Raw genomic sequence first — 22,881 nt, forward strand, 5'->3', positions numbered from 1 at the left:
CTCGAGCCTAGTCGAGAGCACGGGGAAGGTGCGGAAGTCTGTGGTCGTCGCGTCCGGGCGACGCGGTGACTGGGGCTCGGCCCGGCCGGGACAGACCCGGCCGGTCGGGTCAGTCGTGCGAGTGCAGCGGCTTGCCCGCGAGGGCCAGGTGCGCCTCGCCGAGCGCCTCGTTCTGCGTCGGGTGGGCGTGGACGAGCTGCGCGACCTCGGCGGGAAGCGCCTCCCAGTTGTAGATGAGCTGGGCCTCGCCGACCTGCTCGCCCATGCGGTCACCGACCATGTGGACGCCGACCACGGCACCGTCCTTGACCTGGACGAGCTTGATCTCGCCCGCGGTCTTCAGGATCTTGCTCTTGCCGTTGCCCGCGAGGTTGTACTTCAGGGCGACGACCTTGTCCGCGCCGTAGATCTCCTTGGCCTTGGCCTCGGTGATGCCCACGGAGGCGACCTCGGGGTGGCAGTACGTCACCCGGGGCACGCCGTCGTAGTCGATCGGGACGGTCTTCAGACCGGCCAGCCGCTCCGCCACCAGGATGCCCTCGGCGAAGCCGACGTGCGCGAGCTGGAGGGTCGGGACCAGGTCGCCGACCGCCGAGATCGTCGGCACGTTCGTCCGCATGTACTCGTCGACCAGGACGTAGCCGCGGTCCATGGCGACCCCGGCCTCCTCGTAGCCGAGACCCTGCGAGACCGGGCCGCGGCCGACCGCGACCAGCAGGTACTCGGCCTCGAACTCCTTGCCGTCGGCGAGGGTGACCTTGACACCGTTCTGGGTGTACTCGGCCTTCGAGAAGAAGGTGCCCAGGTTGAACTTGATGCCGCGCTTGCGGAAGGCGCGCTCCAGCAGCTTGGAGGAGTTCTCGTCCTCGACGGGGACGAGGTGCTTCAGGCCCTCGATGACCGTCACGTCGGTGCCGAAGGACTTCCAGGCCGAGGCGAACTCGACGCCGATGACGCCGCCGCCGAGGACGATCGCGGACTGCGGCACGCGGTCCAGCTTGAGCGCGTGGTCCGAGGAAATGATGCGGTTGCCGTCGATCTCCAGGCCCGGCAGCGACTTCGGCACGGAGCCGGTCGCAAGAAGCACGTGGCGGCCCTGGACACGCTGGCCGTTCACGTCGACCGAGGTCGGGGAGGACAGCCGGCCCTCACCCTCGATGTACGTCACCTTGCGGGAGGCGATGAGCCCCTGGAGGCCCTTGTACAGGCCCGAGATGACGTCGTCCTTGTACTTGTGGACGGCCGCGATGTCGATGCCCTCGAAGGTGGCCTTGACACCGAACTGCTCGCTCTCGCGAGCCTGGTCGGCGATCTCGCCCGCGTGCAGCAGGGCCTTCGTGGGGATGCAGCCGTTGTGCAGGCAGGTGCCGCCGACCTTGCCCTTCTCGATCAGGGCGACGTCCAGGCCCAGCTGCGCCCCGCGCAGGGCCGCGGCGTAACCACCGCTACCGCCGCCGAGGATCACTAGGTCGAAAACGGTGCTGGCGTCGTTCGCCACGTCACGTCCTCCATGCATTGCGCCGTACGCCGGTCTCCACTGACCGGTCGGCGGCTGGTGTCCGGCCGCATCTGTTTCTTCGGCCCTGTGGTGGGGGCCCTGTCCTGCCGAGAACCCATCTTCGCACTTGTCGGTGACTGCCGGGACGCCGGGCCGGGGTGTGAGACGTCTCATCCGTCACGTACGGGCGGTACGGCGGAGTGGGGAGGCCGTACGACGGCCCCGGGCCCAGGGCCCGGGGCCGTGCGCCGTACGGGGGGTCAGCCCAGGTCGCCGGCGGCGGTCAGCTCGGCGAGCCGGACGAGGGTACGGACCGCGGAGCCGGTGCCGCCCTTCGGGGTGTAGCCGAAGGGGGCCTGCTCGTTGAAGGCCGGGCCCGCGATGTCCAGGTGCGCCCAGGCGATGCCCTCGCCCACGAACTCCTTGAGGAACAGGCCGGCGACCAGGCCGCCGCCCATCCGCTCGCCCATGTTGGCGATGTCGGCGGTGGGGGAGTCCATGCCCTTGCGCAGGTGCGCAGGGAGCGGCATCGGCCAGGACTCCTCGCCGGCCTCCGCCGCGGCCTCGGTGACCGCGGTGCGGAAGGCGTCGTCGTTGGCCATCACACCGAAGGTGCGGCTGCCGAGCGCCAGCACCATGGCGCCGGTCAGCGTCGCCACGTCGATGATCGCGTCCGGCTTCTCCTCCGAGGCGCGCCACAGGGCGTCGGCGAGGACCAGGCGGCCCTCGGCGTCCGTGTTGAGGACCTCGACGGTCTTGCCGCTGTACATGCGCAGCACGTCGCCGGGGCGGGTCGCCGAACCGGAGGGCATGTTCTCGGCCAGCGCGAGCCAGCCGGTCACGTTGACTTCCAGGCCGAGGCGCGCGGCGGCGACGACCGCGGCGAAGACCGCCGCCGCGCCGCTCATGTCGCACTTCATCGTCTCGTTGTGGCCCGGGGGCTTCAGGGAGATGCCGCCCGAGTCGTAGGTGATGCCCTTGCCGACCAGGGCGACGCTCTTCTTCGCCTTGGAGCTGGTGTACGCGAGCTTCACCAGCCGGGGCGGGTTGGCGGAGCCGGCGCCGACGCCGAGGATGCCGCCGTAGCCGCCCTTGGCGAGGGCCTTTTCGTCGAGCACCTGCACCTTGATGCCGTGCTCCTTGCCCGCGGCCTGCGCGACGGCCGCGAAGGCCTCCGGCGTCAGGTCGTTGGGCGGGGTGTTGATCAGGTCACGGGCGCGGTTGAGCTCCTCCGTGACGGCGACGGCGCGCTCGATCGCGGCCTTGTACGCCTTGTCGCGGGGCTTCCCGCCGAGCAGCACGACCTCGGCGAGCGGGGCCTTGCGGCCGCCGTTGCCCTTGGCGTCCTTGCCGTTGTCCTTGTACGCGTCGAAGGAGTACGCGCCGAGCAGCGCGCCCTCGCCGACGGCCCCCGCGTCCTCGGCGTCCGCGACCGGGAGCAGGAAGGCGGCCTTCTTGCTGCCGGCCAGGGCGCGGGCGGCGGTGCCCGCGGCGCGGCGCAGCGACTCGGCGCCGTGGGTCTCGTCCTTCTCCGGGGCGGCACCGAGGCCGACCGCGACCACCACGGGCGCCTTGAAGCCGGACGGGGCGGGCACCTTGGTCACCTCGCCCTCGGCACCCGAGGCGCCGAGCGTCTCCAGGACACCGGCGAGCCTGCCGTCGTACGCCTTGTCCACGGCCTCGGCGCCCGGTGCGAGGACCGGGCCCTTGGCGCCCTTCGCGACACCGACCACGAGGGCGTCGGCCCTGAGGCCGGACGCCGCGGCGGTGCTGAGAGTGAGAGCAGTCACGGTGGTGAAATCTCGCTTCCGTTGAAATTGCGGTGGTCGAACGGGGTATGTCGACCAAGCCTGTGCAACAGACCTTAGATCGGTACGGAGCGGCGGCTCGGACCGGGCCGGTGATGCCAGGGACGAGCCTACGCGCGGGCGACCGTTTCGCCGGTGCCCACAGCCCGTTCACCCACCTGTGGCGCGGCACCGGACCCGCCCCACCGGTACCGGTGTTGACGCCGGCGCCGGCGTCAGCGGAGGGCGAGTACGAGGAGGGCGGTCGTGGCCGCCGTTTCGGCGAGGGCGCCGAAGACGTCGCCCGTGACGCCGCCGAAGCGGCGCACGCAGCGCCGTAGCACCAGCTCGGCGGCGCCGCAGCCGGCCACCACCGCGAGCACCCCCCGCAGGACCCCGTACGAGACGGACTGGCCGCTCCCGAGCAGCGCACCCGCACCCGCCACCATGGCCGTCACGGCGACCGTGACGAGCAGTGCGAGTCGCGCGGGCACCACGCCCGCCACCGCCGCGCCCAGCCCCTCGGGCCGGGCCGCCGGCACCCCGTCGCGGGCGGCCAGCGTCAGGGCGAGCCGGGCGACCGCCGCCGAGACGACGGCCGCGCACGCGCCGCGGGCCCAGGAGGAGTCGTACGCCCGGTCGAGGGCGGCGACCTGGGCGAGCAGCACGAACAGCAGCGTGATCACCCCGAACGGCCCGATGTCCGACTGCTTCATGATCCGCAGCGCGTCCTCGGCGGGCTTGCCGCTGCCGAGCCCGTCCGCGGTGTCGGCGAGCCCGTCCAGGTGGAGCCCCCGGGTGAGCACGGCAGGCACGGCGGCGGATCCGACGGCCGCGAGCAGCGGCCCCGCGCCGAGGACCAGGAGCAGCAGTCCCACCGCCCCGGCGGCGAGCCCGACCACCAGCCCGGCCACGGGTGCGCACGCCATGCCGCCGCGCGCGGCGGAGCGGTCCCAGCGGGTCACCCGTACGGGCAGCACGGTGAGCGTGCCGAAGGCGAAACGGAGACCGTCGGAGAGGAAGAGGAGGGGTGACCTGGACACCGGCGCAGGCTACCCGGGCGTACCGAGCGCGGGTGAGGAGGCACCCGGCACCGTGCCCCGCACCCGCACCCGCCGGACACGGGCGCCCCGTACCCGCCGGGCTCGGCCGCCCCGTACCCGCCGGGCTCGGGCGCCCCGTACCCGCCGGGCTCGGGCGCCCCGCACTTGCCGGGCTCGGGCGCCCCGTACTTGCCGGGCTCGGGCGCCCCGTACCCGCCGGGCTCGGGCGCCCCGTACTTGCCGGGCTCGGGCGCCCCGTACCCGCCGGGCTCGGCCGCCCCGTACCCGCCGGGCTCGGGCGCCCCGTACTTGCCGGGCTCGGGCGCCCCGTACCCGCCGGGCTCGGGCGCCCCGTACTTGCCGGGCTCGGGCGCCCCGCACTTGCCGGGCTCGGCTGCCCCGTACCCGCCGGGCTCGGGCGCCCCGCACCCGCGGGCTCGGCCGCCCCTCATCCGCGGGCCCGGGCCCCGAGATGCCGCCGGTGCAGCCACTTCGGCAGCCCCGGCGCTTCGAGGAACCCCTCGGCGCGGGCGGCGGCGATGCCGATGCGCGGCAGGTCCGCGCTCTTCTCGAAGAGCAGGAAGCGGGGCTCCCAGATCGGCCGGTACTTCGCGTTCGCCCGGTACAGCGACTCGATCTGCCACCAGCGCGAGAAGAAACTGAGCAGCGAGCGCCACAGCCGCAGGACCGGCCCCGCACCCAGCCGCGAGCCGCGCTCGAAGACGGACCGGAACATCGCGAAGTTCAGCGAGACCTGCCGGACCCCGATCTCCCCGGCACGGCGCAGCAGTTCGATCACCATGAACTCCACGAGCCCGTTCTCGGCGCCCCGGTCACGCCGCATCAGATCGAGGGACAGCCCGCAAGGCCCCCACGGCACGAAGGACAACAAGGCCCGCAACTCACCCTTGCCATCCACGCATTCGAGCATCACGCAGCGCCCGTCCGCGGGATCCCCGAGCCGCCCGAGCGCCATGGAAAAACCGCGCTCGGTGGCGCCGTCGCGCCAGTCGTCGGCGCGGTCGAGCAAGCGGGCCATCTCGTGCGCCGGAATGTCCTCGTGCCGCCGGACACGGACCCGGTAACCGGCCCGCCGCACCCGGTTGTACGCCTGCCGGACGGTACGCATGGCCCGCCCCTCCAGCGTGAACTCGTCGGTCTCCACGAGCGCCTCGTCCCCGATCTCGAGGGCGTCCAGACCGTGCCGCCGGTACACGGTGCCCGCCTCCTCGCCCGCGCCCATCACGGCCGGGATCCACCCGTGCGCGCGGGCCTGGGCGAGCCAGGGTTCGATGGCGCCGGGCCACGCCTCGGGATCGCCCAGCGGGTCACCGCCCGCCAGCGACACCCCGCCCAGCACGCGGTACGCCACCGCCGCCTTGCCGGTCGGCGACCACACGACGCTCTTCTCGCGGCGCAGCGCGAAGTAGCCGAGCGAGTCGCGCTCACCGTTGCGGTCGAGCAGCCCCCGCAGCCGGGCCTCGTCGTCCGCGCTGATCGGGTCGACGGCGCGGCGGGAGCGGAAGGCCGCGTAGAACACGGCGAGGACCAGCAAAGTACTGCACACGTTGATGACGACATTGACCCAGTTGGGAGCGAGAATCCCAGGAAAGCGAACGTCGTCGGCGGCGACGGAGACGAGCCGGAGGGCGCCGTAGTGCCAGCGATCGGCAAAGGACGAACGCCACGCGTCGGGCGCCGCATTGGTAACCGTCACGAGCACGCCCGCGAGCAGCGAGGAGCCCAGCAGCCCGCCCACGGCGACCACGGCCGCGAGCCGGGGATTGGCCCGGTCGCCTTTCGCGTAGAAGGCCCGCCGCCCCACAAGAAGCGAAAGCACGAAGACCGCCGTAAGAACCAGCGAAACCCAGTTCTGCGCGTATCGCCGAATCTCGGGAAACACCATGGCGAACGCGAACAGCACCAGGAACGGACCGCTGAGCGCCAGATTGAGAATCCAGGCGGCCCGCTTGCGGCGGCGCATGGTGACGGCGAGGAACATCGCGAACACCCCGGACGCGAACCCGGCCGTCAGCAGATACGGGGTGAAGTAGTTCTCCGTGTTGTGCCGCCGCACGTCCTGCCCGAGGGACACCCACACGGCACTGAGAAAGTTGACGAACGCGACGCCCCGCAAGTACCAGACGGCGAAGGCGGCGGCTCGACGTGAGACGGAGACCGGGACATCGGCGGACAGGCGTTCCCTCTCGCCCCGCCGGACCGGAACCCCCCGCGACCCAAGGGTGACAATGCGGACATCTCCCATGAAGGGCGATGATATGGCCCATCACCCCACGGGTCCGGCAGGGCGCGGGCCGGCGGGCCACCTCGGTGGGCGCACCCCCGACCACCCGCGGCCCCGCCCCACGGACAACGAAGCGCGCCCGACGGACCGGCTAGGCGTCGTCCGAGTCCCCCGCGCTCCTCTCGTCCTCCATGTCCCCCGAGCCGGCAACCGCCCGCTCCGGCAACTCCGCCGCCAACGCCGCAGCCGCCCGTACCAGCGGAAGGGCGAGCAGCGCCCCCGCCCCCTCCCCGACCGTCACCCCGTGGTCGAGCAGCGGATCGAGCGCCATCCGGTCCAGCGCCTTGGCCTGCGCCGGCTCCCCGCTGTTCTGACCGGCCAGCCACCAGTCCGGCGCCCGGAAGGCGACCCGCTGCGCGACCAGCGCGCACGCCGCCGAGACGACCCCGTCGAGGATCACCGGGGTCTTGCGGACCGCGCACTGCAACAGGAACCCGGTCATCGCGGCAAGATCGGCCCCGCCGACCGCGGCCAGGAGCTGGAGCTGGTCCCCGAGCACGGGCCGCGCCCGACGCAGCGCATCGCGCACCGCCGCGCACTTCCGCATCCACGCGAGATCGTCGATCGGCTCGCCGCCCCGCCCGGTGACCACGGAGGCGTCGGTCCCGCACAGCGCGGCGATCAGCACCGCCGCCGCGGTCGTCCCGCCGACGCTCACATCGCCCAGTACGACGAGATCGGTACCGGAGTCCGCCTCCTCGTCCGCCAGGGCGACCCCGGTCCGGAAGGCGGCCTCGGCCTCCTCCTGGGTCAGCGCGTCCTCGATGTCGATCCGCCCGGAGCCACGCCGCACCCGGTGCCGTACGACGTCCGCGGGCAGGCTCTCCGGCTCGCAGTCGAGGGCCATGTCGACCACCCGTACCGGCACGTCCGCCCGCCGGGCGAGGATCGCGGCGGCGCTGCCGCCCTCGAGAAGCCGGCGCACCAGCAGCTCCGCGGTGCCCGCGGGACGCGCCGAGACGCCGAGCGCGGCCACCCCGTGATCGCCCGCGAACAGCACCGCGCGAGGCCGCTCGACCGGCCGCACCGGCACCGCGGACTGCGCCGCCGCCAGCCACTCACCCAGTTCGTCGAGCCGGCCCAGCGACCCGGGCGGCACGATCTGCCGCTCCCGGTGCGCCTCGGCATCACGGCGCACCCCGCCGTCGGGGCGCTCGATCAGATCGGTGAAGTCGTCGAGATTAAGCGAGCTCATTCGCCGAACAGTACCGGCACCGATCGAACACGGCTGCGTCACGTCATTGCACCACTCACCGGCATCCCTTACGTTCCGTTTTGCACCGAAATATCAGATAGCCGTCACCCAACCGAAACCACCCGCAGTGGCCACCCGCCAATCCCCCGGGCCCAGGAGCCGCACATGCCCCCCACCCAGCAGCCGCGCTCCACCCCCGACACCCCGCCTCACACCCCACCCCACATCCCACCCCGCCCCACGCACCGCCCCACACCCCCCGACCACCCCACCCAGAACGGCGCCAGCGCCGGCGACCGACTCCACGAGCCGCGCCGCGAGGACTGCCCGTGGTGCGGCTCCGCACGGCTCCGCACCAGGCTGCGCACCCCGGGCCCGGGCAGGCGCCGGGCCGGAACCTTCGTCGTGGACGAGTGCCGGGAGTGCGGACACGCCTTCCAGAATCCCCGGCTCACCGCGGAGGGCCTGGCCTTCCACCACGCCGACTTCCACGAGGGCCACGACGCGTTCGCGGACCGCATCCTCACCGCCCGGGGCAGCCGCAGCCGCCACCTGGCAGCCGCCCGCGCGGTGCTCGCCCTCCCCGCACCCGAACCGGAGAGCTGGCTGGACGTCGGCACCCGTAACGGACACTTCCCGCAGGCCGCCCGCGAGGTCCACGCGTACACCGCCTTCGACGGACTCGACGCCGGCGCGCGCGTGGAGCAGGCGTACGCGGCCGGACGGGTCGACGAGGCCCACGTCGGCCGGCTGACCGACCCGGTGACCGCGGGCCGGCTGCGCGGCCGGTACGACGTCGTCAGCATGTTCCACCATCTGGAGCACACCGCCGACCCGCGGGCGGAACTGCGCGCGGCCCTCGCCGCGCTCCGCCCCGGCGGCCACCTCCTGATCGAGGTCCCGGACCCGGCCAGCGCGTTCGGCACCCTGCTCGGCCGCTGGTGGGTCGCCTACGGCCAGCCGGCCCACCTGCACCTGATGCCGCTGCCCAACCTCGTCGCCGAGCTGCGCGCCCTCGGCTGCGAGGTGGTCTCCACCGACCGCCGCGAACCCCACGTCCCGTACGACCTGACGGGCGCCCTCGCGCTGGCGCTGGCGAGGGTGCTGCCGGACGTCGAGGCGTCCTGGCGGGCCGCGCCGCCCACCGAGGCGCAGCGCGCCGTCCGCGCCGCCCTGGTCGGGGCGGCGACGCCGCTGCTGGCCGCGGCCTGCGCCGTGGACCACGCCCTGGCCCCGCTGCTGCGCCGCACCCGCTTCTCGAACGCGTACCGCATCATCGCCCGCCGCACCCCCTGAACCGCACCCGCACCCGGCAGCGAACCGCACCCGCACCCGGCGGCGAACCGCACCCGCACCCGCACCCGGCGGTGAACCGCACCCGTACGCCCCGCGAGCCGCACCCGGCGGTGAACCGCACCCGCACGGCCCGCGAGCCGCACCCGCACCCGCACCCGGCGGCGAACCGCACCCGCACGCCCCGCGAGCCGCACCCGGCGGTGAACCGCACCCGCACGGCCCGCGAACCGCACCCGCACGGCCCGCGAGCCGCACCCGCACCCGCACCCGCACCCGCACCCGGTGGCGAACCGCACCCGCACGCCCAGCGAACCGCACCCGGTCCCGGTCCCCTCCCAGCCAGCGCAGCTCAGCCCCCAACGCGGCTCGCCCTCCCCCTCAACCCCGCAGGGCCACCGCCTGCCCCGCCACCACCAGCAGCACGTGCTCGCACTCCGCCGCGAACGCCGCGTTCAGCCGCCCCAGTTCGTCGCGGTAACGGCGCCCGGAGGCCGTCGCCGGGACGATGCCGGAGCCCACCTCGTTGGAGACGGCGACGACCGTGCGCCGGGTGGAGCGCACGGCGGACGCCAGCTCCGTGACGCGGCGCCGCAGGGCGGCCTCCCCGCCGCCCGCCCACTCCGCGTCGTCCCAGGCGTTCACGGTGTCCATCGCGTCCGTCAGCCACAGCGACAGACAGTCGACGAGCAGTGGCGGACCGTCCCGCTCCAGCAGGGGCACCAGGTCGCAGGTCTCGACGGTGCGCCAGGAGCCGGGCCGCCGCTCCCGGTGGGCGCGCACCCGGGACGCCCACTCGCCGTCTCCGCCCCGGGTGCCGCCCGTCGCCACGTACACCACGTCGGGGAACGCCTCCAGACGCCGCTCCGCCTCGACCGACTTGCCGGAGCGGGCGCCGCCGAGGACGAGGGTGCGGCGCGGCACGTCCGGTACGTCCTCGTACGCGCCCACGACGAGCGTCGTACCGTCCGGCACCGCACGCGCCCCGGCGGCGGCGAGCCGGCGGCGCAGCTCGGGCCCGGGCGGCACCTCGTGCCCGAGGTGCACCGCGATCACGTCCGTGGTCGGCCCGACGGCCCCGGCCGCGCGCAGCTTCGCCAGCGCGTCGGGCCGCCCCACCACGTCGGCCACCACCATGGCGTACGGCTCCGGGTGCTCGTCGAGCCCGGCCGGCGCCCCGCCCGGCGGCAGGTAGAGCAGCCGCAGCCCGTCGGGCCCGGTCAGGGCGTACCCGGTGCCCGGCGCGTCGAGGGCCACCGCCCGCACCCGGTGCCCGGACAGCAGCGCCAGCTCCCGGCCGTCCGGCACCCGTCCGGGCCGCGGCAGCCCGGCCGGGATCTCCACCGCGGGCCCGTCGTGCGGATGCGACAGCAGCACCTGCCGTACGCCGCCCAGCGAGTGCCCGGCCCGGGCGGCCGCCAGGGCCGCGCCGGGGGTCAGGTCGAACAGCAGGCTCCCGTCCACGAGGAGCGCGGTCGCGGCCCGGGCGTCCGTACCGAGGGCGGTCGCGCAGACCGCGCAGGGGCAGCCGGGGCGGGGGAGTCCGGCCGGGGCGCCGGTGCCGAGCAGAGTCAGTTCCACGGGCATGATTTTCGCTTGTCGGGGCATGTCCCGCGCGTCCGGCTAGGCTTTCGGCAGGAGCTGGATCTTGTCCGGCTTCCGCTGTGCGGTGTGGATTGTGCTCACAACTGGGAGGCGTACATGGCGGCATGGACGTGGCGGTTCGAGAAGGCCGACGGGGCTGAGGTCCAGCCCTCGGTCGCGCCCGAGGAGTTCACCACGCAAGGGGACGCCGAGTCGTGGATCGGTGAGTACTGGAAGGACCTGGCCGACGGCGGCGCCGACCAGGTGCGGCTCTTCGAGGACGGCTCGGAGATCTACGGCCCGATGAGCCTGCACGCCGAGGAGGCGTAGCACGGGGCCGTCGCTCGGACTCGTACGGGCCGCCGGGGCCGGACCTCCGGCGGCCCGTCCCGCCTCTCGCCCCACTCCCCGCGCTTCCCGTCGTCCGCCCTCTCGCCCCACTCCCCGCGCTTCCCGTCGTCCGCCCCCTCGCCCCACTCCCCACGCTTCCCCTCGCCCCGCCGCCCGGCTCACTGCTCGCCCAGCGTGACCTCGGCGGTCCGGCTCGCCCCGCCGCGGGTGTAGGCCACCTTCGTCCGGTCGCCGGGCTTGCGGGACGCCAGCGCCTCGGTCAGCGAGGTGATGGTGGTGATGTCCGTGGAGCCGATCCGGGTGATGACGTCCCCGGCCCGGATGCCCGCCTTGTCGGCCGCGCCGCCTTGCGCGACCTTCACCACGGCGACCCCCGCCGACCGGTAGGAGCCGTCGACGACCGTACGGCCGGTGATGCCGAGCGCGGCCCGCCCCGAGTCGGTGACGTGCCCCTTCTCGATGATCTGGTCGGCGACCGTCTTGACCATCGACGCGGGGATCGCGAAGCCGATGCCGGGCGCCGCGCTGCCCCCGAGGTCCGGGTCCGTCGCGGCCAGCGTGGGGATGCCGACGACCTGGCCGTCCAGGTCCACCAGGGCGCCGCCGCTGTTGCCCGGGTTGATCGCGGCCGACGTCTGCACCATGTTCGGGATCGTCGCCCCCGTGCCGCCGCCCCCGCTGCTCTCGCTGACGGTCCGGCCGGTCGCCGACACGATGCCCTGCGTCACGCTGGACGACAGCCCGAGCGGTGAGCCCATCGCGAGCACGATCCGGCCCACGGCCACCTTCGAGGAGTCTCCGAAGGAGGCCGCCCTGACCCCGTCCGGCACCTTGTCCAGCTTGAGCACGGCGAGGTCCTGCTCCGGGTAGCTGTGCACGAGCCGCGCCGTCAGCGTGGCCTCGCTGCCCGCCGTCGTCACCTTGAAGGTCCGCTCGCTGCCCACGACGTGCGCGTTGGTGACGATGTGCCCCTTGCCGTCGTACACGACGCCGGAGCCGAGGTCGCTGCGGGCCTGGATCTGCACCACCGAGGGCAGTACGTCCTCGATGACCCGCTGGTAGTCCGCCTCCAGCTCGTTGGCGGAGCTGCGCCCGACGGGCCGGCCCGCCCCCACGCCCGCCTCCGCACCGCGTTCCGTGCCGTCCCGCGTGCCGTCCCGCACGGCGGCGGGACCGGCCAAGGAGCAGCCGGCGAGCAGGGCCGCGGCACACACCAGGGCGGCCACGGGACGGAGCGGACGGGCGCGGGTACGGAAAACGTCCATGCCCCGAAGTGTTCCGTCCGGAACCCGCACCGGCCCGTCGTACGCGCCCGATCAGGCGTCGGCGCCGGTACGCGGTACGTCCCGGCCGCGCGCACGCCGTACGGCGGCGACGCCTCAGCCGCGTACCCCGCACAGATGCAGCAGCGCCGCCACCCGGCGGTAGGGGTCCGTACGGCCGGCCCGCTCCTCGGCGGCCAGCAGGGATTCGAGGTCGGCCGGTACCTCGGCGCCGTCCGGGGCGAGGTCGGTGAAGACCCGCACCCCGTACCAGGTGTGCAGCGGCGCCCCGATGCCCGCGAGCGTCGCGGTCAGCGTCTCGAGGCGGTCGGCGCGCACGTCGAGACCCAGCCGGTTCGTGTACGACACCGAGTCGAAGGCGCCGAGCGCGCCCTGCCAGTCACCGGCCAGACCCGGCCGCATGGCCAGCGCGTCCCCGTTGCGGACGAGCAGCGAGAGCAACCCGCCGGGGGCCAGCATCCGCGCGAGGCCCGCCAGCAGCGCGTCGGGCTCCTCGACGTACATCAGCACACCGTGGCACAGCACCACGTCGAAACTGCCGGGCAGGAAGTGGACGCCGGTGTCCCGGCCGTCGCCCTCGACCAGTTTGACCCGGCCCCGGATCCCCTCGGGCTCACCGGCCAGCGCCGCCCGCGCCACCGAGAGCATCTTCGCGTCCTGCTCGACACCGGTGACCTGGTGGCCGGCGCGCGCCAGGCGCAGCGCCTGGGTGCCCTGCCCCATGCCGACGTCGAGCACCCGCAGCCGCTGACCGACCGGGAACCGCCCGGTTATCTGCTCCTCGACCTGCCGGGCGACGAGCTCCTGCCGCACGACGTCGCGCAGTCCGCCCAGCCTGCTCAGCCAGGCGTCCGCCGCACCGCCCGCGAAAGGCGTCGCGCTCAGAGCTGCGCCCCGCGCTTGACCTGCGGCTTGGGCAGCCGGAGCCGGCGCATCTGGAGCGTACGCATCAGGGCGTAGGCGACGGCGCCCTTCCTGGACACGTCCGGGAAGCGCGCGTTGAGCTGCTTCTTGAGCCGGAACGCGATGTTGATCGAGTCGAGCACGATCAGCACGATCACGATGAGCCACAGCAGCAGCGCGATGTTCTGCAACGAGCCGATCCGCACCATGCTGCACACGAGGATCACCACGGCCAGCGGCAGGAAGAACTCGGCGACCGAGAACCGGGCGTCGACGAAGTCGCGCGCGAACTTCCGCACCGGGCCCTTGTCCCGGACCGGGAGATAGCGCTCGTCGCCGTTGGCCAGTGCCTGGCGCTGCCGCTCCATCTGGGCACGGCGCTCGTCACGCTGCCGCTTGGCCGCGTCCTTGCGCGTCATCGGCGTATTGGCGACGCTGCGGCGCTGGCTCTGGGCCTGGCTGCGCTTGGGCGTGGGCCGGCCCTTGGGGGCCTGCGGGTCACGGGGCTGCTTGGAGTCGGTCACCTGCGCCGCGGTGGCGGCGGGGGCCTTCTCTTCCTTGGCACGGCTACGGAACACAAAACCCAAGGGTACGGGGTACCGGGGCATGGACCCCAGCGGACTGGGGAACGATCCGGCAACACCGCTCGTCTGTAGTGGGACAGAGGGGACGTAGCGTGCGGTTCGGTCGGGGAAGCACCTACTCCCTACGCCGGATCGGGCCCGGACGCAGTCGTCCTTGGGGATGAGCGCATCCGTCCCCGAACAGTGCGGTAATGGATGCAGACCCCGTACCGTGGGGTCTGTTGCAGTGGCTGGAGCCGGAGTCCGTCAGAAGGGGGCGCGCGAAGCCCATGAGCGGTGTCATGAAGCGTATGGGGATGATCTTCCGCGCGAAGGCGAACAAGGCCCTTGACCGGGCCGAGGACCCGCGCGAAACCCTCGACTACTCGTACCAGAAGCAGCTCGAGCTGCTCCAGAAGGTGCGCCGGGGTGTCGCCGACGTGGCGACCTCGCGCAAGCGTCTGGAGCTCCAGCTCAACCAGCTCCAGTCCCAGTCCACGAAGCTGGAGGACCAGGGCCGCAAGGCGCTCGCGCTCGGCCGCGAGGACCTGGCCCGCGAGGCGCTCTCCCGCCGCGCCGCCCTCCAGCAGCAGGTGACGGACCTCCAGACGCAGCACCAGACGCTTCAGGGCGAGGAGGAGAAGCTCACCCTCGCGGCGCAGCGCCTCCAGGCCAAGGTGGACGCCTTCCGCACGAAGAAGGAGACCATCAAGGCCACCTACACCGCAGCCCAGGCGCAGACCCGGATCGGCGAGGCGTTCTCCGGCATCTCCGAGGAGATGGGCGACGTCGGCATGGCCATCCAGCGGGCCGAGGACAAGACGGCGCAGATGCAGGCGCGGGCCGGCGCGATCGACGAGCTGCTCGCCTCCGGCGCCCTCGACGACCCGACCGGCATGGCCAAGGACGACATCCAGGCCGAGCTGGACCGGCTCTCCGGTGGTACGGATGTAGAGCTGGAGCTCCAGCGCATGAAGGCGGAGCTGGCCGGGGGCACCTCGTCGTCGCAGCAGGCGATCGAGGGCGGCACGGGACAGGCCCAGCCGGCCCAGCCCCAGCAGCAGTCCCAGGACACCCCGCGCTTCGACAAGCAGTGACCGCGGATCACCGCGGACAACCACGCATCACGGTTCCCACGCCGAGGAGGCGACATGATCGTACGGATCATGGGGGAGGGGCAGGTGGAGCTGGCCGACGGCCACTTCACCGAACTGAACAAGCTGGACGACGCGCTGCTCGCCGAGATACAGAGCGGTGACGAGGAAGGCTTCCGCCGCACCTTCGCCGCGCTCCTCGACGCGGTACGCCGCCTGGGCACCCCCCTGCCCGACGACTCCCTGGAACCGTCCGAGCTGATCCTCCCCGCCCCGGACGCGACCCTGGACCAGGTCCGGGACATGCTCAGCGACGACGGCCTGATCCCCGGCTGACACCCGCGCCCCCCACCGCAGGGGCGCGGGGAACTGCGCGCCGAGCCACGACGCCGCCGCGCCCGCCCGACGCCGGACCGTGGCACCCACCGGCCCACCCGGAGGGCCCCGTGGCGGCGAGGCGCGCGGGTACCGGTGGCAGCCGTTCCAAGCCCCGCACGGGCCCCGTACCGTGAACGGGTGAGCACCCTAGAGCGCACCAGGTGTCAGGTGCGGGCCCATCCGCTCGCGCTGGACGCGACCCTGGCCGCCTGTGTCCTGGCCTGCATGGTGGCGGGTTCCTTCGTCGACCCGCACGGCGACGACGGAGTGACCTGGGGCGTCCGTACACCCGACGCCCTCGGCCTGACCCTGATGGTGTTCGGGGCGGCGGCCCTCGTCCTGCGCCGCCGCGCACCGCTGCCGGTCCTCGGCACGACGGTCGCCTTCTCCCTCGTGGAACTGATCACCGGCGATCCCCGCGCCCCCGTCGTGATGTCCGCGGTGGTCGCCCTGTTCACCGTGGCGGCGGCCACGGACCGCCCCACCACCTGGCGCGTCGGCCTGCTGACCATGACCGTGCTGACGGCCACCGCGATGCTCGCGGGACCACTGCCCTGGTACGCGCAGGAGAACCTGGGCGTCTTCGCCTGGACCGGCATGGCCGCGGCCGCGGGCGACGCCGTGCGCAGCAGGCGCGCCTTCGTGCACGCCATCCGCGAGCGCGCCGAGCGCGCCGAACGCACCCGCGAGGAGGAGGCGCGCCGCCGGGTCGCCGAGGAGCGGCTGCGCATCGCACGCGACCTGCACGACGTCGTCGCCCACCACATCGCCCTCGTCAACGTCCAGGCCGGGGTCGCCTCGCACGTCATGGACAGACGGCCGGACCAGGCGAAGGAGGCGCTGGCGCACGTCCGCGAGGCCAGCCGCTCCGCCCTGAACGAACTGCGCGCCACGGTCGGACTGCTGCGGCAGAGCGGGGACCCGGAGGCCCCCACCGAACCCGCCCCCGGCCTGGACCGGCTCGACGAACTGGCCGACACCTTCCGCAACGCGGGCCTGCCGGTCGAGGTGGCCCGCGCCGACGACGGCACCACCCTGCCCGCCGCCGTCGACCTGGCCGCGTACCGCGTCGTGCAGGAGGCCCTCACCAATGTGCAGAAGCACGCGGGCCCCGAGGCGAAGGCCGAGGTCAGCGTCGTACGGGTGGGGACGGAGCTGGAGGTCACGGTGCTCGACAACGGGTCGGACGACAAGAAGGGGGAGGAGCAGGGGCCCCCGGACGGGGGCGGGCACGGACTGCTCGGCATGCGCGAGCGGGTGACCGCGCTCGGCGGGCGCTGCACCGCCGGTCCCCGCTACGGCGGCGGTTTCCGCGTCCATGCGATCCTTCCGGTCGACAGCCGCACGCCTGCCCCGGGGGGCTCCGCATGACCGTCCCGATCCGCGTCCTGCTCGCCGACGACCAGGCGCTGCTGCGCAGCGCCTTCCGCGTGCTGGTGGACTCCGAGCCGGACATGGAGGTGGTGGGGGAGGCGTCCGACGGCGCGGACGCGGTGCGGCTGGCCCGCGAGGCGCGCGCCGACGTGGTGCTGATGGACATCCGGATGCCGGGCACGGACGGCCTCGCCGCCACCCGGCTGATCAGCGCGGACCCGGAACTCGCGCACGTACGCGTGGTGATGCTGACGACCTTCGAGGTCGACGAGTACGTGGTGCAGTCGCTGCGCGCCGGTGCCTCGGGCTTCCTCGGCAAGGGCTCCGAGCCGGAGGAACTGCTCAACGCCATCCGGATCGCGGCGGGCGGCGAGGCGCTGCTGTCACCGGCCGCCACCAAGGGCCTGATCGCCCGGTTCCTCGCGCAGGGCGACCCGGCGGAGGACGGCCGCGACCCCGCCCACTCGGACCGGCTCGGCACCCTCACCGGACGGGAGCGCGAGGTGCTGGTCCAGGTGGCCGGCGGACACTCCAACGACGAGATCGCCGAACGCCTCGAGGTCAGCCCGCTGACGGTGAAGACCCACGTCAACCGCGCCATGGCAAAGCTGGGCGCCCGCGACCGGGCCCAACTGGTCGTCATCGCCTACGAGTCGGGACTGGTCCGTCCGAGGGTGGACTGACCTCCACCGGCGTGTACTGCGCCCGCAGTAGGCGCGGCATAAGGAAATCGCCCTCCAGAGGGCGGATCACCCTCCGGCGATGGCTCAGGGTGAGAGCAGGCGCGCTCACATGCGCCCCAGCGGGCCCCTGGTGCCCGCCATCCGGTTGCCTGCCCTCCTGCCGTCCGCCACAGAGAAGAGACCCTCTCCCATGTCCTGGCTGTCCAGATTCAGCCTCGCGCAACGGGCCCTGATCGGGCTGATGTCGATCATCGCGGTCGTCTTCGGAGCGATCGCGATCCCGCAGCTCAAGCAGCAGCTCCTGCCCACCATCGAGCTGCCGATGGTGTCCGTCCTCGCCCCCTACCAGGGCGCGTCGCCGGACGTGGTGGAGAAGCAGGTCGTCGAACCCATCGAGGACAACCTCGAGGCCGTCGACGGCATCAGCGGCGTCACCTCCACGGCGAGTGAGGGCAACGCCGTGATCATGGCGTCCTTCGACTACGGCAACGACACCAAGCAGCTCGTGGCCGACGTCCAGCAGGCCGTCAACCGGGCCCGCGCGCTGCTGCCGGACGCCGTGGACCCGCAGGTCATCGCCGGTTCCACCGACGACATGCCGACCGTGACCCTCGCCGTCACCTCGCAGCAGGACCAGCAGGCCCTGGCCGACCGCCTCGACCGCACCGTCGTCCCCGCCCTGGAGGACATCGACGGCGTCGGCCGGGTCACCGTCGACGGCGTCCGCGACCTCCAGGTCACCGTCACCCCCGACGACGCCAAGCTGGCGAAGGCGGGCCTCACCACGGCCGCGCTCGGCCAGTCCCTCCAGGCGGGCGGCGCCACCGTTCCAGCCGGCTCCTTCGACGAGGACGGCGCCAACCGCACGGTCCAGGTCGGCGGCGGCTTCACCTCGCTCGGCCAGGTCCGCGACCTGATGGTCACCGGCCAGGGCGTGAAGAAGCCCGTACGCCTCGGCGACGTGGCCACCGTCCGCCAGGAGCAGGCGAAGGCGGACTCGCTGACCCGGACGGACGGCCGGCCGAGCCTCGCGGTGAACGTGACCATGGACCACGACGGCAGCGCGGTCGCCATCTCCGACGAGGTCGCCGACAAGCTGCCGGACCTGCGCAAGGACCTCGGCAAGGGCACGGACATCACCGTCGTCAGCGACCAGGGCCCGGCGGTCTCGAAGTCCATCGACGGACTGACCACCGAGGGCGCCCTGGGCCTGCTCTTCGCGGTCCTGGTCATCCTGGTCTTCCTGGCGTCGGTGCGCTCCACCCTCGTCACGGCGGTCTCCATCCCGCTGTCGGTGGTTCTCGCCCTGATCGTCCTGTGGACCCGCGACCTGTCGCTGAACATGCTGACGCTGGGCGCGCTGACCATCGCCATCGGCCGCGTCGTCGACGACTCGATCGTGGTCCTGGAGAACATCAAGCGGCACCTGGGCTACGGCGAGGAACGCCAGGAGGCGATCCTGAAGGCCGTCCGTGAGGTGGCGGGCGCGGTCACGTCCTCGACCCTCACCACGGTCGCCGTCTTCCTCCCGATCGGCCTGACCGGCGGCATGGTGGGCGAGCTGTTCGGCTCGTTCAGCCTGACGGTGACGGCGGCGCTGCTCGCCTCCCTGCTGGTGTCGCTGACGGTGGTGCCGGTCCTGTCGTACTGGTTCCTGCGCGCGCCGAAGGGCACCCCGGAGGACGCCGACGAGGCCCGCCGCAAGGCCGAGGAGAAGGAGTCCCGCAGCCGCCTCCAGCGCGGCTACGTCCCCGTCCTGCGCTTCGCGACCCGCCGCCGCCTGACCAGCGTGGCGATAGCCGTCGTCGTCCTCATCGCCACCTTCGCCATGGCGCCGCTGCTGAAGACGAACTTCTTCGACCAGGGCGAGCAGGAGGTGCTGACGGTCAAGCAGGAGCTGGAGCCGGGCACCAGCCTGGCGGCGACCGACGCGGCGGCCCGCAAGGTCGAGAAGCTGCTCGGCGGCACCGAGGGCGTCAAGGACTACCAGGTCACGGTCGGCTCGTCCGGTTTCATGGCGGCCTTCGGCGGCGGCACGGACACCAACCAGGCGTCGTACCAGGTGATGCTGGAGGACTCGGCGTCCGCCACCGACGTGCAGGACAGCCTCGAGAAGAACCTCGGCAAGCTCTCCGGCACCGGTACGACGACGGTCTCGGCGGGCGACGGCTTCGGCAGCCAGGACCTCAGCGTGGTCGTGAAGGCGTCCGACGCGGACGTGCTGCGCGAGGCGGCCGAGCGGGTCCGCGCCGAGGTGGCGAAGCTGGACGACGTCACGGACGTGACCAGCGACCTGGCGCAGAGCGTGCCGAGCATCTCGGTGAAGGCCAACTCCCGCGCCGCGCAGGCCGGTTTCGACGACACGACGCTGGGCGCGGCGGTCGCCCAGGCGGTCCGCGGCACCACCACCGGCAAGGCGACCCTGGACGACACCGAGCGGGACATCGTCATCACCCCGGCGCAGCCGGCGAAGACGCTGGCCGACCTCAAGTCCCTGCGGCTCGGGGCCGTGAAGCTGAGCGACATCGCGACGGTGAAGCTGGTGGACGGCCCGGTCTCGATGACCAGGATCGACGGCCAGCGCGCCGCCACGATCACGGCGCGCCCGACGGGCGACAACACGGGCGCGGTGAGCACCGACCTCACCGCGAAGCTGGACAAGCTGAAGCTCCCGGCCGGCGCCACGGCCTCGATCGGTGGCGTCTCCGAGGACCAGGACGAGGCGTTCGCCAACCTGGGCCTGGCGATGCTGGCGGCGATCGCGATCGTCTTCATGCTGCTGGTCGCGACCTTCCGCTCGCTGGTGCAGCCGCTGATCCTGCTGGTCTCGATCCCGTTCGCGGCCACGGGCGCGATCGGCCTGCTGCTGGTCACCGGCACCCCGATGGGCGTACCGGCGATGATCGGCATGCTGATGCTCATCGGCATCGTGGTCACCAACGCGATCGTGCTCATCGACCTGATCAACCAGTACCGCAGGCAGGGTTACGGAGTCGTCGAAGCCGTCCTCGAAGGCGGCCGCCACCGACTGCGCCCCATCCTGATGACGGCCCTGGCGACGATCTTCGCCCTGCTCCCGATGGCGCTGGGCGTCACGGGCGAGGGCGGCTTCATCGCCCAGCCGCTGGCGGTGGTCGTCATCGGCGGTCTGATCACGTCGACCCTGCTGACCCTCCTCCTGGTCCCCACGCTCTACGCGATGATCGAACTCCGCAAGGAGCGCAGAGCGAAGAAGAAGGCGGCGAAGCGAGCCGAGAAGACGCCCATGGACCCGCAGCAGTCCACGGCCGAGCCGGAACCCGCCAAGGTCTAGTCCGAGACCACACGAAAGGGGCGCCTCTCCACCGGAGGGACGCCCCTTTCAAGCACCTGTCACCGTCTCTCTCGCTCCTAGGGCAGGGCGAGCATCCGCTCGAGGGCGAGCTTGGCGAACGCCTCGGTCTCCTTGTCGACCTGGATGCGGTTGACGAGCGAGCCCTCGGCCAGGGACTCCAGGGTCCAGACCAGGTGGGGCAGGTCGATGCGGTTCATGGTGGAGCAGAAGCAGACGGTCCGGTCGAGGAAGACGATCTCCTTGCCCTCACTCGCGAAACGATTCGCCAGACGACGGACGAGATTGAGCTCCGTACCGATGGCCCACTTGGAACCGGCCGGGGCGGCCTCCAGCGCCTTGATGATGTACTCCGTCGACCCCACGTGATCGGCGGCGGCGACGACTTCGTGCTTGCACTCGGGGTGGACCAGCACGTTGACGCCGGGTATCCGGGCCCGTACGTCCTCGACGGACTCCAGCGAGAACCGCCCGTGCACCGAACAGTGCCCCCGCCACAGAATCATCTTCGCGGCACGCAACTGCTCCCCGCTCAGCCCGCCATTCGGCTTGTGCGGGTTGTAGACGACACAGTCCTCCAGCGACATGCCCATGTCGCGGACGGCGGTGTTGCGCCCCAGATGCTGATCGGGCAGGAAGAGCACCTTCTCGCCCTGCTCGAACGCCCACCGCAGCGCCCGCTCGGCATTGGAGGAGGTGCAGATCGTGCCCCCGTGCCTGCCGGTGAACGCCTTGATGTCGGCGGAGGAGTTCATGTACGACACCGGCACGACCTGCTCGGCGACGCCCGCCTCGCTCAGCACGTCCCAGCACTCGGCGACCTGCTCGGCGGTGGCCATGTCGGCCATCGAGCACCCGGCGGCGAGGTCGGGCAGCACAACCTTCTGCTCGTCCCCGGTCAGAATGTCGGCCGACTCGGCCATGAAGTGCACACCGCAGAACACGATGTACTCGGCCTCGGGGCGCGCGGCGGCGTCCCGGGCCAGCTTGAAGGAGTCACCCGTGACGTCGGCGAACTGGATGACCTCGTCGCGCTGGTAGTGGTGTCCCAGTACGAAGACCTTGTCGCCGAGCTTCTCCTTGGCGGCGCGGGCGCGCTCCACGAGGTCCGGGTCGGACGGGGAGGGCAGGTCGCCGGGGCACTCGACGCCGCGCTCGCTGCGCGGGTCGGCCTCACGGCCGAGCAGCAGCAGGGCGAGGGGCGTCGGCTGTACGTCGAGCTCCTGGGGCTGGGCGGTGGTCACCACACGCACCCTTTCTGTTACGCGGCTGGCCGGACCGTGATGCGGCCGGAGGTTACGCCTTTTCGTCGAATTGACGCTATCTATCATATCCGCTTCGCGTCACTTTGACGACGCCCATAACGTCGATGTGACGTGAATCCCGCAGGGCATCCCGAACCCGCACCTTGTCCACAGCCCGTTCTCGCCCCCCGGCGGTATATGCGAGCATGAAGAGGAAAAGCGAAAGCAGGACACTCGGCCCGGAATGATTCCGAGGCCCCGCCGGTTGCAACCGTCGGCAAGCAGTCTCCGTACAACCCGGGAGAGAAGCAGATGTCCGTATCGGACGAGACCACCACCGTGAGCGACGGCATCATCCTTTCCGACGCCGCCGCGGCCAAGGTCAAGGCCCTGCTCGACCAGGAAGGCCGCGACGATCTGGCGCTGCGCGTCGCCGTTCAGCCCGGTGGCTGCTCCGGCCTGCGCTACCAGCTCTTCTTCGACGAGCGCTCGCTCGACGGGGACGTCGTCAAGGACTTCGGCGGCGTGAAGGTCGTCACCGACCGCATGAGCGCCCCGTACCTGGGCGGTGCCTCCATCGACTTCGTGGACACCATCGAGAAGCAGGGCTTCACGATCGACAACCCGAACGCGACCGGCTCCTGCGCCTGCGGCGACAGCTTCAGCTGACCGGCCTCATGGCGGCACCACGCCAAGCCGAAGGCGGCGTCCCCCTCCGACAGGGACGCCGCCTTCGCGTTTGAGGCGGCCGGACGCACGACGGACATGCCCGTACCGCGCACCCCCGACCACCCGCAGTCGCGTACGCACGGGAGGGGCCGTGCCGGTACATCAAATGCCCGTCGATTGCGTGGTCGTACTGACAGGGCACCTTCGTCACGAGGCCGGGCGACCGCGTAAGCGACGGGCGGATGTACCGGCGCGGCCCCGCCCCACACCCGCCCGCCGCTCACGACGGAGAGCCAGGCGCCC

At 72.6% G+C, this 22,881-nt stretch carries 18 protein-coding genes; 8 read left to right on the top strand and 10 right to left on the bottom strand.

The genetic code is table 11. The features are described 5' to 3' along the window. Positions 1-109: 109 nt before the first annotated feature. From lpdA to cobT, 5 genes are all read right to left on the bottom strand, one after another. Positions 110-1,498 (bottom strand): dihydrolipoyl dehydrogenase, encoded by a 1,389-nt coding sequence (gene lpdA, locus ACFV6E_RS25565; RefSeq protein WP_385464884.1) that lies wholly within the window; start codon positions 1,496-1,498, stop codon positions 110-112. A 260-nt stretch (positions 1,499-1,758) separates the two neighbouring features. Beyond that, the gene (locus ACFV6E_RS25570; protein ID WP_385176658.1) at positions 1,759-3,288 is read right to left on the bottom strand and encodes a leucyl aminopeptidase; all 1,530 of its coding nucleotides are present in this window, start codon (positions 3,286-3,288) and stop codon (positions 1,759-1,761) included. 233 nt (positions 3,289-3,521) lie between these two features. Continuing rightward, entirely contained in the window at positions 3,522-4,328 is an 807-nt protein-coding gene (locus tag ACFV6E_RS25575) for an adenosylcobinamide-GDP ribazoletransferase (protein WP_385464887.1), read from the bottom strand. Between the two features lie 448 nt (positions 4,329-4,776). After that, entirely contained in the window at positions 4,777-6,594 is a 1,818-nt protein-coding gene (locus tag ACFV6E_RS25580) for a phosphatidylglycerol lysyltransferase domain-containing protein (RefSeq protein WP_385464890.1), read from the bottom strand. A gap of 130 nt (positions 6,595-6,724) precedes the next feature. Further along, positions 6,725-7,828, bottom strand: coding sequence for a nicotinate-nucleotide--dimethylbenzimidazole phosphoribosyltransferase (cobT, locus tag ACFV6E_RS25585; RefSeq protein WP_385464893.1), 1,104 nt, complete (start codon positions 7,826-7,828; stop codon positions 6,725-6,727). Positions 7,829-7,993: 165 nt separating this feature from the next. On the opposite strand from cobT, the gene ACFV6E_RS25590 reads away from it, so the two are divergent. Next, complete coding sequence (locus ACFV6E_RS25590) at positions 7,994-9,124, top strand: class I SAM-dependent methyltransferase (RefSeq protein WP_385464896.1); 1,131 nt, start codon at positions 7,994-7,996, stop codon at positions 9,122-9,124. Positions 9,125-9,502: 378 nt separating this feature from the next. On the opposite strand, the gene ACFV6E_RS25595 is transcribed toward ACFV6E_RS25590, so the two are convergent. Beyond that, the gene (locus ACFV6E_RS25595) at positions 9,503-10,702 is read right to left on the bottom strand and encodes a bifunctional adenosylcobinamide kinase/adenosylcobinamide-phosphate guanylyltransferase (RefSeq protein ID WP_385464899.1); all 1,200 of its coding nucleotides are present in this window, start codon (positions 10,700-10,702) and stop codon (positions 9,503-9,505) included. A 120-nt stretch (positions 10,703-10,822) separates the two neighbouring features. Here ACFV6E_RS25595 and ACFV6E_RS25600 point away from each other — a divergent pair, with 120 nt between their 5' ends. Beyond that, positions 10,823-11,035 (top strand): hypothetical protein, encoded by a 213-nt coding sequence (locus ACFV6E_RS25600; RefSeq protein WP_385464901.1) that lies wholly within the window; start codon positions 10,823-10,825, stop codon positions 11,033-11,035. A 179-nt stretch (positions 11,036-11,214) separates the two neighbouring features. Here ACFV6E_RS25600 and ACFV6E_RS25605 read toward each other — a convergent pair whose 3' ends face one another. From ACFV6E_RS25605 to ACFV6E_RS25615, 3 genes are all read right to left on the bottom strand, one after another. Then, a complete protein-coding gene (locus ACFV6E_RS25605) occupies positions 11,215-12,321 on the bottom strand; it encodes a S1C family serine protease (RefSeq protein ID WP_385464903.1) in 1,107 nt (368 codons plus the stop codon). 114 nt (positions 12,322-12,435) lie between these two features. Then, positions 12,436-13,152, bottom strand: a complete 717-nt coding sequence (locus ACFV6E_RS25610; RefSeq protein ID WP_385464906.1) for a class I SAM-dependent methyltransferase — start codon at positions 13,150-13,152, stop codon at positions 12,436-12,438. Between the two features lie 68 nt (positions 13,153-13,220). Continuing rightward, positions 13,221-13,850, bottom strand: a complete 630-nt coding sequence (locus ACFV6E_RS25615; protein WP_385166010.1) for a DUF3043 domain-containing protein — start codon at positions 13,848-13,850, stop codon at positions 13,221-13,223. Positions 13,851-14,095: 245 nt separating this feature from the next. On the opposite strand from ACFV6E_RS25615, the gene ACFV6E_RS25620 reads away from it, so the two are divergent. The 5 genes from ACFV6E_RS25620 (at position 14,096) to ACFV6E_RS25640 (ending at position 20,647) form a co-directional block, all read left to right on the top strand. Then, entirely contained in the window at positions 14,096-14,902 is an 807-nt protein-coding gene (locus tag ACFV6E_RS25620) for a PspA/IM30 family protein (protein WP_385166012.1), read from the top strand. Between the two features lie 54 nt (positions 14,903-14,956). Further along, positions 14,957-15,235: a hypothetical protein gene (locus tag ACFV6E_RS25625; RefSeq protein WP_385166013.1), complete on the top strand. Its 279-nt coding sequence runs from the start codon at positions 14,957-14,959 to the stop codon at positions 15,233-15,235. 180 nt (positions 15,236-15,415) lie between these two features. Then, on the top strand, positions 15,416-16,648 hold the full coding sequence (locus ACFV6E_RS25630; protein WP_385166015.1) for a sensor histidine kinase: 1,233 nt from the start codon (positions 15,416-15,418) through the stop codon (positions 16,646-16,648). Beyond that, positions 16,645-17,334 carry a response regulator gene (locus ACFV6E_RS25635; protein ID WP_385166017.1) on the top strand — a complete coding sequence of 230 codons (690 nt, stop codon included), beginning with the start codon at positions 16,645-16,647 and terminating at the stop codon, positions 17,332-17,334. The genes ACFV6E_RS25630 and ACFV6E_RS25635 overlap by 4 nt, the downstream gene beginning before the upstream one ends. A 190-nt stretch (positions 17,335-17,524) precedes the next feature. Further along, a complete protein-coding gene (locus ACFV6E_RS25640; protein ID WP_385464909.1) occupies positions 17,525-20,647 on the top strand; it encodes an efflux RND transporter permease subunit in 3,123 nt (1,040 codons plus the stop codon). Positions 20,648-20,724: 77 nt separating this feature from the next. Here ACFV6E_RS25640 and nadA read toward each other — a convergent pair whose 3' ends face one another. Then, positions 20,725-21,909: a quinolinate synthase NadA gene (nadA, locus tag ACFV6E_RS25645; RefSeq protein WP_385166020.1), complete on the bottom strand. Its 1,185-nt coding sequence runs from the start codon at positions 21,907-21,909 to the stop codon at positions 20,725-20,727. A gap of 312 nt (positions 21,910-22,221) precedes the next feature. On the opposite strand from nadA, the gene ACFV6E_RS25650 reads away from it, so the two are divergent. Next, the gene (locus ACFV6E_RS25650) at positions 22,222-22,578 is read left to right on the top strand and encodes an iron-sulfur cluster assembly accessory protein (protein ID WP_028805207.1); all 357 of its coding nucleotides are present in this window, start codon (positions 22,222-22,224) and stop codon (positions 22,576-22,578) included. Positions 22,579-22,881 lie beyond the last annotated feature (303 nt).

The sequence above is a fragment of the Streptomyces sp. NPDC059785 genome (genome assembly GCF_042732375.1).
Classification (GTDB): Bacteria; Actinomycetota; Actinomycetes; order Streptomycetales; family Streptomycetaceae; genus Streptomyces.